This is a genomic window from Amycolatopsis sp. NPDC051128, from assembly GCF_040682715.1.
In the GTDB taxonomy this organism is placed as follows: Bacteria; Actinomycetota; Actinomycetes; order Mycobacteriales; family Pseudonocardiaceae; genus Amycolatopsis.
In genome coordinates, this window is sequence record NZ_JBFBBN010000038.1 from 54,599 (window position 1) to 67,390 (window position 12,792).

A 12,792-nucleotide genomic window follows, 5' to 3' on the forward strand; every position below is an offset into this window, starting at 1 on the left:
TCCGCCCGGCCCGCAGGACGAGCACCACAACCAGGACCGGTGGGCCTGGTCCGAGCGGCACCATCGGCGGGCCCGGACGACCTGCCGTTCATCTGACGGGGCAAAAGCCTGGAGGACCGGGTTTCCGCATGCACGGAAACCCGTAAGGGGTCCCATGAACGCCACCGCCCTGTCCCTCGTCCTGGTCGCCGCCGTCGTACACGCCGGGTGGAACCTGGCCGCCAAGCGGATCTCCGCCGGCGGCACCCAGTTCGTCTGGCTCTACTACACCGCCTCCGCGGTCATGCTGCTGCCGGTCACGGTGGTCCTGCTCGTCGTGGAAGACGAACGTCCACAGTGGAGCTGGCTGCTGGCCGCGGCGGGCACGTCGGTGCTGCACGTCGGTTACGGCGTCGTGCTGCAGCGCGGGTACCGCGTCGGCGACCTCTCCGTCGTCTATCCCGTCGCGCGGGGCACCGGGCCGCTGTTGTCGGTGCTGGCCGCCGTCCTGGTGCTCGGCGAGCGCCCCGGCCCGCTCGGCCTGCTCGGCGCTTTCCTGGTGATCGCCGGGGTGCTGGTAATCAGCACGGGCCGCGAAGAGGGCACGGCGCGGGGCCGCCGCGCCGGCGTCCTCTACGGCCTGCTGACCGGGGCCGTCATCGCCGGGTACACGCTCTGGGACGCGCACTCGGTGACCGGCGTCGGCGTGCCGCCGGTCGTCTACTTCGGCATCGGCTCGGTCCTGCAGAGCGTGCTGCTGGTGCCCGGCGCGCTGGCCGGCCGCGGCGAGGTGGCCCGCATCTGGCGCGAACAGCGGCGTGAAGTGCTCCTCGTCGCCCTGCTGTCGCCGATCGCCTACATCCTCGTGCTGTTCGCGCTCACGATGGCGCCGGTGAGCCTGGTCGCGCCCGCCCGGGAGCTGAGCATCGTGCTCGGCGGCCTCGCCGCGTGGCTGGTGCTGGGCGAGCGTGACGCCGTGCGCCGGCTCGCCGGTGCGGTGATCGTGCTGTCCGGCATCGCCGCGATTGCGGCCGCCTGAGCACGTCCGGTAGGGATGTCGGATGGAAGTCCTGAAGAGCAGGCTGCTGATCCGCCCGCGCGACGTCGCCGCGACCACCGCGTTCTACCGCGACACCCTCGGCCTGGCCGTGGAGCGTGAGTTCCCCGGCGGCACCGTGTTCTTCCTCGGGCACGGCTCCCTGGAAGTCTCCGGCGAGGGGCAGGCGGGCTCGTCGCCCGATCTGGTGCTCTGGCTGCAGGTCCGGGACCTGGCCGGCGCCATGGCCGACCTGAAGGCCAAGGGACTGGAGCCGGTGCGGGACGCCCAGCGCGAGCCGTGGGGCCTCGACGAGGCCTGGATCGCCGATCCGGACGGCACGCGCATCGTGCTGGTCGAGGTGCCCGAAGGCCACCCGATCCGGACGGACACCCGCTAGGCGGGCTTGACGGCGCGCAGCTGAGCGGCGAGCGCGGCGAAGCCGGGCGGCTCCCAGGTCCACGTCTGCAGGTCGGCGAAGCCCGCGGCGGCGGCTTCGTCGGCCAGCACGTGCCTGCTCACGGGCAGCCACTTTTCGTGCGCCGACAGCAGCAGGCGCCCGCCGGGGCGCAGCACCCGGAACAGTTCGGCGAACCCGGCGGCGCGGTCGTCCCAGAGCATGACGTTGTTCACGGTCAGCACGACGTCGACGGACTCGCCGGGCTCGCCGGTACGCGCGGCCGAGCCCTCGCGCAGCTCGGCCCGGTCGCCGCACCGCTCGTGACACAGCGTGAGCATCTCGGAGGAGGGGTCGACGCCGATCGCGCGTCCGGCCAGCCGGGCGGCGGCGTCCAGGCCGACGCCGGGGCCGGGCCCGACGACGAGGACGGTTTCGTCCGGCTCGATCTTCGCCAGGTCGACGACGCGGTGTTCGGTGGCGGCGTTGCCCCGGGCCATCACCCAGCCGCCGAGGCGGCCGAGCGCTCCGGAAGGGTGACCGAAAGCACGGTCGAGGACGCGGCCGAAACCGCCTGGATCCGGCTGGGGAGGGGGTGCCGGCTGGTGCGAAGTGTTCATACTTCGAGGGCACCACGGATCACGCAGGCTCGCATCGGGGATGACCCCCACCCGCACCCGGAGCGCCATGGGACCATAGACGTGGCCATCCCCGACTTCCGAGGACTCAATCGAGTGACAGCGCTCAACAAGTTCGCCGACACCACCTTCACGCCTCCGGAGCTCATCCGGAACTTCTGCATCATCGCGCACATCGACCACGGCAAGTCCACCCTGGCCGACCGCATGCTGCAGCTCACCGGCGTCGTGGAAGAGCGGGCAATGCGCGCTCAGTACCTCGACCGGATGGACATCGAACGCGAGCGCGGGATCACCATCAAGGCGCAGAACGTCCGGCTGCCCTGGAACGTCGGCGGGCAGGACCACGTCCTGCACATGATCGACACCCCCGGCCACGTCGACTTCACCTACGAGGTCTCCCGGGCGTTGGAGGCGTGCGAGGGCGCGGTCCTGCTGGTCGACGCCGCGCAGGGGATCGAGGCCCAGACGCTGGCCAACCTGTACCTGGCGCTGGAGAACAACCTCCAGATCATCCCGGTGCTCAACAAGATCGACCTGCCATCGGCCGACCCCGACAAGTACGCGGGTGAGCTGGCCCACATCATCGGCTGCGAGCCGGACGACGTGCTGCGGGTCTCGGCCAAGACCGGCATCGGCGTCGGCGCGCTGCTCGACGAGGTCGTGAAGCAGGTCCCGGCGCCGGTGGGCGACGCCGACGCGCCGGCCCGCGCGATGATCTTCGACTCGGTCTACGACACCTACCGCGGCGTCGTCACCTACATCCGGGTCGTCGACGGCAAGATCACGCCGCGCGAAAAGATCAAGATGATGTCGACCGGGGCCACCCACGAGCTGCTCGAGGTCGGGATCATTTCGCCGGAGCCCAAGCCGAGCAAGGGGCTCGGCGTCGGCGAGGTCGGCTACCTGATCACCGGCGTGAAGGACGTCCGGCAGTCGAAGGTGGGCGACACCGTGACGTCGGAGCGGAACGGCGCCAAGGAAGCGCTGGCCGGCTACCGCGAACCGAAGCCGATGGTCTACTCCGGACTGTATCCGGTGGACGGTTCCGACTACCCCGAGCTGCGCGAGGCGCTGGACAAGCTCCAGCTCAACGACGCCGCGCTCGACTACGAGCCGGAGACGTCGGTGGCGCTGGGCTTCGGCTTCCGCTGTGGCTTCCTCGGCCTGCTGCACCTGGAGATCACGCGTGACCGGCTCGAGCGCGAGTTCGGCCTCGACCTGATTTCGACGGCGCCGAACGTGGTCTACGACGTGGTGCTGGACGACGGCAAGGAAATCCACGTCACCAACCCGTCGGACTGGCCGACCGGAAGCAAGATCGACAAGGTGCTGGAGCCGGTCAGCAAGGTCAGCATCCTGGCGCCGTCGGAGTTCATCGGCACGATCATGGAGCTGTGCCAGAACAAGCGCGGCCAGCTGCTCGGGATGGACTACCTGTCCGAGGACCGGGTCGAGCTGCGGTACAACATGCCGCTGGGCGAGATCATCTTCGACTTCTTCGACACGCTGAAGTCGCGGACGCGCGGGTACGCGTCGCTGGACTACGAAGAGGCCGGCACACAGGCGGCGGACCTGGTCAAGGTGGACATCCTCCTGCAGGGCGAGGGCGTGGACGCGTTCTCCGCGATCGTGCACAAGGACGACGCCTACAACTACGGCAACCGCATGGTGAACCGGCTCCGCGAGCTGATCCCGCGGCAGAACTTCGAGGTGCCGATCCAGGCCGCGATCGGTGCCCGGATCATCGCCCGCGAGACGATTCGCGCCATCCGCAAGGATGTCCTCGCGAAATGCTACGGCGGTGACATCTCGCGTAAGCGGAAACTGCTGGAGAAGCAGAAGGAAGGAAAGAAGCGGATGAAGACCGTCGGCCGAGTCGAGGTCCCGCAGGAAGCTTTCGTCGCCGCACTGTCCACTGAGGACTCCGGGAAGAACAAGAAGTAAGTGTCGCGTTGAGGTGACAACGGCGCCCACATTCACGCCTCCGTGTGAATGTGGGCGCCGAACCCGTGTTCGATGCGGTTTCTGTCGGTGCTCTCTGGTTCGCTCTGGTGCGAAGAGCGAAAGGAGAGCACCATGACGGTCATGGCAGACATCGAGCATCCCGCCGATTCGGGCCCCCTGACGGTGCACGACCTCGAGGGGATGCCGGACGATGGCCGACGCCACGAACTCATCGACGGGGTGCTCATCGTGAGCCCCGCGCCGGGAAGAAAGCACCAGGCAATCGTGGTGAGACTATGGAGAGTGCTCGAGAGGGTGTGCCCGCCCGAGTACGACGTACTTGTCGCACCGTTCGCGGTGCACTCGGGCGACAAGATCGAATTGCAGCCGGACGTCCTGGTCGGCCGGGACGAGGACTTCACCGAGAAGGATCTCCCGGCGCCGCCGGTACTGGCCGTTGAAGTGCTTTCGCCCAGTACGGCGCTCTACGATCTGAACCTCAAGAAAGCGGCCTACGAGCGGCTCGGGACCGGGAGTTACTGGGTGATCGATCCGGAGGAGCCCGCGCTCACCGTGTTCGAGCTGGACGAGGACGGGCACTACCAGCAGGTCGGCAAGGCGGCGGGCGACGAGGTCTTCGAGGCCGAGCGGCCGTTCCCGGTGCGGATCGTGCCACGGGAACTACTGGGCAGGCTCGGCTGAGCCCGGCGGCTCCCGGACCGCGGCGCCGAACGGGACAGGCGCCGCCCCGGTCAGCGATGCCGGATGCGCGGTGTGCCGCGGAGCTGGGAGTGCAGCTGCCGGTGTCGCAGCTCCTTCCTGAGCCGCTCGATCACCGCGGTGAACAGGGCCGGGTCGAGGATCGCGGTCTGCTCGAACTGCCGCCGTTGCGGCGGCGCCGGGGCGAGCTTGCTCCGCGGCGCGTAGCACTGCACCGAGCTTTCGACGCCCCCGCCGGTGACCAGGTCGAGCCAAAGGGCGTCGCGCAGGTAGCCGTCGCCGAAGCGGGCCGAGCGGCGCGCGGTGACGTCGGCGATCTGGTCCCACGGCACGAGCCGGGTGCTGAGCGTGCCCGCGGGCAGGCGGATGCCCTCGTCGCCGAGGGTGAGGTCGCGCAGGCCGTCGAGGCCGCGCTTCAGCCCCAGAGCGCGGGACGCGCGGTACGCCACGACGGCGATGAGCACGGTCGCGGCGTAGGCGACGACGATCAGCCAGACGGGCAGGCCGCGCACCAGCCCGAGGGCGAGCGCCGCGCCGAAGCCGGCGTCGGCGACGGCGAGCAAGCCGAGCAGGATCTTGACCGGGGTGGTGACGCGAGGCGGGGACTCGGACAACGGACGACTCCTGGGGCCGGGTGGATCAGGGGTTGCCGATTATCCGGTCCGCCTTCACGAACACCGCGACCCGCCGCTCTTCGGCCATCACGCGGTCGTACTCGGCCCAGTCGTCGTGGGTGCCGGTGGCGGCGATGAAGACGTCGCGCAGGAGCTTCGGCAAGCCCGCGGGGTCGAAGGCGGGGTCGGGGTCGTCGGGGCCGATGAGGTGGGTGGCGCCGGTGACGGAGACCCAGTTCCAGCCGCGCCGGAAGGTCACGGTGGCGTGTCCGGCCCGCCGCAGCAGCGCGAGCTTGTGCGCCCGGCCGACGGCGACATACGCGACGCCGGGGACGCCGGTCACCGGGTCTTCGAGGACGCCGGCGTTGACGACGGAGGAATGAACGGTGCCGTCGGCGCGCGTCGTGGCGACGGTGGCGAGACCGTGCTCCTGCAGCGACAGCGTGCGAACCTGCTCCAGATCGGCGCTCATGCCTCAACCTAACCCGCCCGGCGAGCCACGTGTTCCGGTTTCACCGGCTGAAGTGCGGTGTTAACCGTCCGCACAGGGCCGGCGGGTCGCCGCCACCCAGCCGGCCCGGGCGATCGCGTGCTTCGGGCTCGTCGAGGGCGTCGAGGCTCGCGACGTGCCGCCGGGCTCGACGAAGAGATAGCCGAGTAGGCCGGGGCCGGGCCGGTGGGTGACGACGACCTGGTCGTCGGCCCAGACCTCCGGGCTCACCAGCGGCCCGGCACCCCGGTGCTTGGCACAGATCGGGCACGGCTCCGGCATGGCCGCCGACCAGCGGCGTACATCGCAGCCGCGCCAGGCCGCTCAACAGGCGCCGTTGTCGGTCCACACTCCCCACTGGCCCGTCGTGCCGGGTTCCTCGCCCTGGGTCCACCACTTCGCCGTCCACTTGTGGGCGTTGTGGGACACCACGGTCCCGCCCGTGTACACCTGCGAAGCACTCCAAGCCGGGTCCGTGCACGTGCCCGGATTCGTCGTCCCGCCCGTGTTCCACGAAACCTGTGAGGAGCGATAGAAGTTCAGCGACTGGGCCGTCCAGCGCGGGGCCTGGGCGCCGAGGCGGGTGCGGAACGCCGTCCAGTCATGGGTCGACCAGGGGGACCAGCCCAGCTCCGCGTGCGCCGCCACCCGGGGGAACGCCAGGTAGTCGATGTCGGCCGGGGTGACCACCGTTTCCGTCCACAGGGGCGACTCCACGCCGCGGACCGCGGACTCGGCCACACCCGACAGATACGCTCCCGGGTTCCAGCCGTACGCGTCCTGCACCTCGATGTACCCCGCCCACGACAGGCCGATCGGGGTCGAGCTGTTGTACTTCATGTCCAGGTACGCCTTGTTCGCCGGCGACAGGATCACCTTGCTGCCGCGGGAAACCGCCGTCGACACCCCCGAATCGGACGTCGTCGTTCCCCAGAACTGCGGCGTCGCGGAGGAGGGCAGTGCCGCCTTCGCGATGTCGTGCCAGCCCACCGCCGACTTGCCCGTCGCCGCCACCAGGGGCAGCACCTTGTTCATGAACGCCAGGTAATCCGCGTTGCTCGTCGCCGAGGCCTCGTCGCCGCCGATGTGCAGGTACGGGCCCGGCGTGAGGGCCGCCAGTTCGCGCAGCACATCCGCGACGAACGTGTACGTGACGTCCTTCGAGATGCACAGCGAGCTGTAGCCGACCGCGGTGTCCGTCCGCAGAGAAGGCGCCACCCCGGCGCAGTTCAGCTCCGCGTACGACGCCAGCGCCGCGTTCACGTGCCCCGGCATGTCGATCTCCGGGATGATCGTGATGTGCCGCGAAGCCGCGTAGTTCACGATGTCGGTGTACTGCGCCTTCGTGTAGTAGCCGCCCGCGCCGCCGCCCACCTGCGTGCTGCCGCCGTACGTCGCCAAGCGGGGCCAGCTGTCGATCTGGATGCGCCAGCCCTGGTCGTCCGCCAGGTGCAGGTGCAGGTTGTTGATCTTGTACTGGGCGAGCTGGTCGAGGTACCGCTTGACCGTCGCGACCGGGTGGAAGTGCCGCGCGACGTCCAGCATCGCGCCGCGGTAGCCGAACCGCGGGTAGTCGAGGATCGTCGCGCCCGGCACGGTCCACGGCCCGGCCTGCGCCGAGGGGCTTTCGACGCGCCCGGGCAGCAGTTGCCGCAACGTCTGGACGCCCGCGAAGAGCCCGTCGGCCGTCGTGGCCCGCACGGTGACCGAAGACGCCGTCGACACCAGCTGGTAGCCCTGGGCGCCGACGGCGGAAGGCGCGCCGCTGAGCAGCAGGGCGATGCTGCCGGACGGCACCGAAGCCGGGGCGTCGGACACCGGCAGCGCGAAGCCCGTCGAGGGCCGCAGCACCCCGGCGAGGTAGTCGCCGACCTGCTTGGCGGGCGCCGAGCCGGCCTCGGTGACGATCTTGGTCGTCGAAACGAGCGGGAACGCGACTCCGGCCGACGGCGTCACCGACACCGGCACCGGCACGATCGACTGCAGCGCCGGCGTGGCCGCCGCGGCCACCGGCAAGGCGGCGGTGGTACTGGCGCCGATCAGGGCCAGCACGGCGAGTGCGCGGCCGAGGCGCCGCGCTGGGGATGTCTTCACCGGGGGACCTCCTGGCGGGCAGGGCGCGACCTCGCCGTCGCACCTGCCCGGATCGTCGCATCTTCCCCGGTCATGGTCTAGACCAACTCGGGTGGTCCTGACGGCAAACCCGGGACTACGCTCGCAGGTATGTTCGACGAGCTTGCGTTCCCGGTCATCGCCGCGCCGATGGCGGGCGGGCCGACCACCCCGGAGCTGGTCGCCGCGGTGACCGAGGCCGGCGGCTTCGGTTTCCTGGCCGCCGGGATGCTGACACCGGAAAAGCTGGCGGCGCAGATCGACCGGACCCGCGAACTCACCACGCGCCCGTTCGGCGTCAACCTGTTCGTCCCGCAGCCGGACACCGGTGCGGACATTTCCGCGCACCGCGAGCGGCTCGAGGGGTTCGCCCGCGAGTACGACGTCGAGCTCGGCGAACCGAAGTGGGACGACGACGCGTACGCGGCGAAGCTGGACGTCGTGCTCGAGAAGGGGGTTCCGGTGGTGTCGTTCACCTTCGGGCCGCCCGCACCGTCGGACGTCCTGCGGCTGCACGAAGCCGGCGCCCGGGTCGTCGTCACCGTGACCACCCCGCAGGCCGCGCAACGGGCCGCGGACCTCGGCGCCGACGCGCTCGTCCTGCAGGGCTTCGAAGCGGGTGGGCACCGCTCCCTGTTCACCGACGACGCCGCGCTGCCCGGTGGTGGCGCGGAATACGGCGTGCTCGCGCTGCTGCGGCTCGTCGCCGCGCGCGTCGACCTGCCGCTGATCGCCGCCGGCGGGCTGGTGCACGGCGCCGACGTCGCGGCCGTGCTCGCGGCCGGTGCCGTGGCCGCCCAGCTGGGCACGGTCTTCCTGCGCGCCGACGAGGCGGGCACCGCGGAGCCCCACCGCAAGGCGCTGGCCGTCGCCGAGCGCGAGACGGCGTTCACCCGCGCCTTCAGCGGCCGCCCGGCGCGGGGGCTGGTCAACAAGTTCATGGACGAGCTGTCCGAAGGCGCGCCGGCCGCGTACCCGCAGCTCAACCACCTCGCGGGGCCGGTGCGCAAGGCGTCGGCGAAGGCCGGTGATCCCGAGGCGATGTCCTTGTGGGCCGGGCAGACCTACCCGCTCGGCTACGACGCTTCGGTCGCCGTCATCCTCGAGCGGCTGAAGGTCGAGGCGCGCGAAGCCGCCGCACGCCTCGACCGGATCCGCTAGTCCGCGGGGCCGGCGCCGCCGCGGTTCAGCAGCGAGTGCCGCTTGCTGTAGGCGAAGTAGACGAGCAGGCCGATGGCGAACCAGATTGCGAACCGGATCCAGGTCGCCGGCTGCAGGAACGTGATCAGCCAGATCGAGAACACGACGCCGATCGCGGGCACCACCGGCATGCCCGGCGTCTTGAACGTCCGCGGCAGGCCGGGCTGCTTGTAGCGCAGCACGATCACGGCGACGCAGACCACGACGAAGGCGAGCAGGATGCCGATGTTCGTCAGTTCGGCGGCCTCGCCGATCGGCAGCACCCCGGCGATGATCGCGGACGCGCCGCCGAGGATCCACGTCATCCGGCTCGGCACCTGCCGCGTCGGGTTGGTCTTGCCCAGCCACGGCGGCAGCAGCCCGTCGCGGCTCATCGAGTAGCCGATGCGGGTGGCGCCCATCAGGAACGTGAAGAGCACGGTGAGGATGCCGACGATCGCGCCGATCGCGATCACCGTGGCCAGCCCGGAGAGCCCGACCGACTTGAACGCCGTCGAGAAACCGCTCTTCGGGTCGATCTCGGTGTAGTTCTGCATGCCGGTCAGCACCAGGCAGGCCAGCACGTACAGCACCATCGAAATGGCCAGCGAATAGAGGATCGCCTTCGGCATGTGCCGCTGCGCGTCCTTCGACTCTTCGGCCGCGGTCGACATCGCGTCATAGCCGAAAACGGCGAAGAACACGGTCGCGGCGCCGGTCACCGCTCCACCGAAGCCGGCCGGGGCGAACGGCGTGTAGTTGCCGGTCTTTACGTAGAAGAAGCCGACCAGGATGACCACCAGCACGATCAGGACCTTGATCCCGACCATCGCCGTCTCGAACCGGGCGGCGCTGCGGATGCCGCGGTTGAGCAGGTACGCGATCAGCAGGCACAGCAGCGCGGCGAACAGGTCGACCCGGTGACCCGGCCCGGTGCCGGGCGCGCCGAGCATCCACGCGGGCAGGTCGAGGCCGAGCTGGCCGAGCAGGAAGCTGAAGTAGCCGGAGATGCCGATCGCCACCACCGCCACGATCGCGGTGTACTCCAGCAGCAGGTCCCAGCCGATGAACCAGCCGACGACCTCGCCGAGCACCGCGTAGCCGTAGGTGTAGGCCGAACCGGCCTTCGGGATCAGGCCGGCGAACTCGGCGTAGGAGAACGCGGCCGCGGCGCTCGCGACGCCGGCGATGAGGAACGAGATCAGCACGGCCGGGCCGACGCCGGGGATGCCGGCCGAGGCGTCGCCGTGCGCGACGCTGCCGGCGAGCGCGAAGATCCCGGCGCCGATGATGCCGCCGATGCCGATGGCGGTCAGCTGCCAGAGTCCCAAGGTGCGGTTCAGGCCACCGCTTTCCGAAGTGTCCTGGATCTGGTCGATCGGCTTGCGCCGGAAGATGCCGGAGCTGGAACCCAAACCTTCTGGAGCGGACATCAATCGTCTCCCGAACGTCGCGATGAGCGGGCCCGGGTCGCGGACCCAACGCGGGAACCTACCGTCAACTCCGCGTGGCCACAGCCTGAGCGCCTCAGCCGGCCGCGGTGTCCTCGCCCACGGCCTCCGACGCCGTCGCGGCGGCCCGCTTGGCCTGCGTGGTCCGGACCGCGCTCGCGGCGAAGTACGTGAGCAGCTCCGCGATCTCCACCGGGTCGTCCAGCTGCGGGCAGTGCCCCCAGTCCTCGCGGACCAGCAGCCTGCTGTGCGGCACCAGGGTGTGCAGCTGCCGCCCGGACGCGGCGGTGACGAGCTTGTCCTTGCCGCACGCGACGACGAGCAGCGGGACCTGCACCGAGTCGAGGCGGTAGGCGTCGGCGAGCTCCGCGACGAGCTGCCGGGCCTGCTCCAGGCGGCTCTTGGTCGCGCGGTAGTCCGGGAAGAGCGCCGTGAAGCGCTGCACCTGGGTCGCGTCGGCCGCGCCCGAGTCGGCGTAGAGCAGCCGCGGGACGACCTGTTCGGCGACCTTGCGGACCAGGAAGCCCGGCACCGGGACCGGGAGCGCCGTGTACAGCCGCAGCGGCAGCGGATAGCGCGCCACCGCGCGGATCAGCCACGAGTCGACGAACCCCGGCGCGGCGATCGACACGACGCCCGAGATCGGGAGGTGGCTGTTCTGGGACGCGCGCAGGCTCATGGTGCCGCCGAGGGAGTTCCCGGCCAGCACGACCGAACCGAGCACCGCCTGCTCCCGGACGACGGCGGTGGCGAACGCGTCGAGCTGCGGCAGCATCGGGCCGGGCCGCAGCGGCTGGGCGTCCCCGAAACCGGGCAGATCGACCGCGACCGCCGGAATTCCGGCGGCCGCGAGCTGCTCCAAGGCGGGACGCCAGGTATCAGCGCTGTCGCAGTAGCCGTGCAGCAGCACCAGGCGCGGTGCGGAAGGCCGGACGTGCGATGCCGCGGCCCGGCGCCGCGGCGAGCGGCGCGAAGCGGGCTGCTCCGGTTCCTGGACGGGGTCGCCGACCTCGAGAACACGGGTGCGGACGCCGGCGTAGCGCCGGAAGGAGACCCGCACGGGGTCCGGGTCACTGGGCCGGCCGCCCGGTACAGCCGGAGCGGGCCGCTTCGTCGCGGTCATGACTACAGATTAGCTGCCCGGCATGGAGTTTAGGTGGAACTTAGGTGCTAACGACCAGGTCTCGAACCGGGTACGCCAAGGATTCACTCAATGTCGAATGACTTTTCACATCGGAATCCGCCCAGCTCAGGGCGGGTCTAGCGAGTGAAGACGATCTTGCCCGCGGTGTCCCCTTCGAGCATCGCCTGGAACCCCTTAGGGGCCTCCGCGAAGGAAAGTTCCGCGCCGATCTGCGGCCGGACCCCGGTCAGGTCGAGGTAGGCGAGCAGGTCCGAGAGTTCGTCGCGGGTGCCCATGGTGGACCCGGAAACGCGCAGCTGGAGGAAGAAGACGCGCTGGAGCTCCGCGTTCGCGTCCGGGCCGCTGGTCGAGCCGGAGACCACGATGATCCCGCCCGGCTTGAGTGATTTGACCGAATGCGACCAGGTCGCCTTGCCGACCGTCTCGAACACGGCGTCGACGCGCTCGGGCAGCCGGGCGCCCGACTCGAACGTCTGGTGGGCGCCGAGGCTCGCGGCGAGGGCGCGCTTCTCCTCGGTGCGGCCGGTCACCCAGACCCGGAACCCGGCCGCGCGGCCGAGCTGCACCAGCGCGGTCGAGACGCCGCCGGACGCGCCCTGCACGAGCATCGTCTGGCCCGGCCGCAGTCCGGACTTCACGAACAGCATCCGGTAGGCGGTCAGCCAGGCCGTGCCCATGGTGGCTGCTTCGGCGAAGCTCAGCGAAGCGGGCTTCGGGACGACGTTGCGGGCCGGCACGACGACCTGGTCGGCGAAGGTGCCCTGGTGCTTCTCGGTGAGCAGCGTGCGCTTCGGGTCGAGGGTGTCGTCGCCCTGCCAGCCCGGCGCGTTGATCACCGAGTGGAGCACGACCTCGGAGCCGTCGTCGAGGGTGCCGGCGCCGTCGCAGCCGAGGATCATCGGGAACTGGTCCGGCTTGATCCCGACGCCGCGCAGCGTCCAGAGGTCGTGCATGTTCAGGCTGGCCGCCTTGACGTGCACGCGGACCCAGCCGTCCGGCACGTCGGGGTCAGGGCGCTCGCCCACGACGAGCGAGTCCAGGGGGCTGTCGGCGTTGGGTTCCTGCGCGTACACGGCGAACATGTC

13 protein-coding genes are annotated in these 12,792 nt (G+C 70.6%); 5 read left to right on the forward strand and 8 right to left on the reverse strand.

Going from position 1 to position 12,792, the window contains the following annotated elements; genetic code table 11:
• Positions 1–154: 154 nt before the first annotated feature.
• Both AB0M82_RS31485 and AB0M82_RS31490 read left to right on the forward strand, forming a co-directional pair.
• Positions 155–1,018, forward strand: a complete 864-nt coding sequence (locus tag AB0M82_RS31485) for an EamA family transporter (RefSeq protein WP_364729632.1) — start codon at positions 155–157, stop codon at positions 1,016–1,018.
• Between the two features lie 22 nt (positions 1,019–1,040).
• The gene (locus tag AB0M82_RS31490; RefSeq protein ID WP_364729635.1) at positions 1,041–1,415 is read left to right on the forward strand and encodes a VOC family protein; all 375 of its coding nucleotides are present in this window, start codon (positions 1,041–1,043) and stop codon (positions 1,413–1,415) included.
• Here AB0M82_RS31490 and AB0M82_RS31495 read toward each other — a convergent pair.
• Entirely contained in the window at positions 1,412–2,032 is a 621-nt protein-coding gene (locus tag AB0M82_RS31495; RefSeq protein ID WP_364729638.1) for a class I SAM-dependent methyltransferase, read from the reverse strand. The two genes, AB0M82_RS31490 and AB0M82_RS31495, sit on opposite strands and share 4 nt — an antisense overlap.
• A 114-nt stretch (positions 2,033–2,146) precedes the next feature.
• Here AB0M82_RS31495 and lepA point away from each other — a divergent pair, with 114 nt between their 5' ends.
• Together lepA and AB0M82_RS31505 are read left to right on the forward strand one after the other, a co-directional pair.
• A complete protein-coding gene (lepA, locus tag AB0M82_RS31500) occupies positions 2,147–3,997 on the forward strand; it encodes a translation elongation factor 4 (RefSeq protein WP_364729641.1) in 1,851 nt (616 codons plus the stop codon).
• Positions 3,998–4,129: 132 nt separating this feature from the next.
• Entirely contained in the window at positions 4,130–4,699 is a 570-nt protein-coding gene (locus AB0M82_RS31505) for a Uma2 family endonuclease (RefSeq protein WP_364729745.1), read from the forward strand.
• Between the two features lie 50 nt (positions 4,700–4,749).
• On the opposite strand, the gene AB0M82_RS31510 is transcribed toward AB0M82_RS31505, so the two are convergent.
• The 4 genes from AB0M82_RS31510 to AB0M82_RS31525 form a co-directional block, all read right to left on the reverse strand.
• Positions 4,750–5,331, reverse strand: coding sequence for a hypothetical protein (locus AB0M82_RS31510; RefSeq protein ID WP_364729644.1), 582 nt, complete (start codon positions 5,329–5,331; stop codon positions 4,750–4,752).
• A gap of 25 nt (positions 5,332–5,356) precedes the next feature.
• Positions 5,357–5,803 (reverse strand): pyridoxamine 5'-phosphate oxidase family protein, encoded by a 447-nt coding sequence (locus AB0M82_RS31515; RefSeq protein WP_364729647.1) that lies wholly within the window; start codon positions 5,801–5,803, stop codon positions 5,357–5,359.
• 60 nt (positions 5,804–5,863) lie between these two features.
• A complete protein-coding gene (locus AB0M82_RS31520; protein WP_364729650.1) occupies positions 5,864–6,052 on the reverse strand; it encodes a hypothetical protein in 189 nt (62 codons plus the stop codon).
• Positions 6,053–6,145: 93 nt separating this feature from the next.
• The gene (locus AB0M82_RS31525; protein WP_364729653.1) at positions 6,146–7,915 is read right to left on the reverse strand and encodes a family 20 glycosylhydrolase; all 1,770 of its coding nucleotides are present in this window, start codon (positions 7,913–7,915) and stop codon (positions 6,146–6,148) included.
• A gap of 129 nt (positions 7,916–8,044) precedes the next feature.
• Here AB0M82_RS31525 and AB0M82_RS31530 point away from each other — a divergent pair, with 129 nt between their 5' ends.
• The gene (locus AB0M82_RS31530; RefSeq protein WP_364729656.1) at positions 8,045–9,094 is read left to right on the forward strand and encodes a nitronate monooxygenase; all 1,050 of its coding nucleotides are present in this window, start codon (positions 8,045–8,047) and stop codon (positions 9,092–9,094) included.
• Here AB0M82_RS31530 and AB0M82_RS31535 read toward each other — a convergent pair.
• The 3 genes from AB0M82_RS31535 to AB0M82_RS31545 all read right to left on the reverse strand — a co-directional run bounded on the left by AB0M82_RS31535 (position 9,091) and on the right by AB0M82_RS31545 (position 12,789).
• On the reverse strand, positions 9,091–10,545 hold the full coding sequence (locus AB0M82_RS31535; RefSeq protein ID WP_364729659.1) for an amino acid permease: 1,455 nt from the start codon (positions 10,543–10,545) through the stop codon (positions 9,091–9,093). The genes AB0M82_RS31530 and AB0M82_RS31535 overlap by 4 nt on opposite strands.
• Positions 10,546–10,639: 94 nt before the next feature.
• Positions 10,640–11,686, reverse strand: coding sequence for an alpha/beta hydrolase (locus AB0M82_RS31540; RefSeq protein ID WP_364729662.1), 1,047 nt, complete (start codon positions 11,684–11,686; stop codon positions 10,640–10,642).
• A gap of 137 nt (positions 11,687–11,823) precedes the next feature.
• The gene (locus AB0M82_RS31545) at positions 11,824–12,789 is read right to left on the reverse strand and encodes a zinc-binding dehydrogenase (RefSeq protein ID WP_364729665.1); all 966 of its coding nucleotides are present in this window, start codon (positions 12,787–12,789) and stop codon (positions 11,824–11,826) included.
• Positions 12,790–12,792 lie beyond the last annotated feature (3 nt).

Excerpts from the sequence above, each read along its gene's own strand:
- AB0M82_RS31485 (WP_364729632.1), top strand. The coding sequence starts at position 155 with ATGAACGCCACCGCCCTGTCCCTCGTCCTGGTCGCCGCCGTCGTACAC.
- AB0M82_RS31490 (WP_364729635.1), top strand. The coding sequence starts at position 1,041 with ATGGAAGTCCTGAAGAGCAGGCTGCTGATCCGCCCGCGCGACGTCGCC.
- AB0M82_RS31495 (WP_364729638.1), bottom strand. The coding sequence starts at position 2,032 with ATGAACACTTCGCACCAGCCGGCACCCCCTCCCCAGCCGGATCCAGGC.
- AB0M82_RS31505 (WP_364729745.1), top strand. The coding sequence starts at position 4,130 with ATGACGGTCATGGCAGACATCGAGCATCCCGCCGATTCGGGCCCCCTG.
- AB0M82_RS31515 (WP_364729647.1), bottom strand. The coding sequence starts at position 5,803 with ATGAGCGCCGATCTGGAGCAGGTTCGCACGCTGTCGCTGCAGGAGCAC.
- AB0M82_RS31530 (WP_364729656.1), top strand. The coding sequence starts at position 8,045 with ATGTTCGACGAGCTTGCGTTCCCGGTCATCGCCGCGCCGATGGCGGGC.
- AB0M82_RS31535 (WP_364729659.1), bottom strand. The coding sequence starts at position 10,545 with ATGTCCGCTCCAGAAGGTTTGGGTTCCAGCTCCGGCATCTTCCGGCGC.
- AB0M82_RS31540 (WP_364729662.1), bottom strand. The coding sequence starts at position 11,686 with ATGACCGCGACGAAGCGGCCCGCTCCGGCTGTACCGGGCGGCCGGCCC.
- AB0M82_RS31545 (WP_364729665.1), bottom strand. The coding sequence starts at position 12,789 with ATGTTCGCCGTGTACGCGCAGGAACCCAACGCCGACAGCCCCCTGGAC.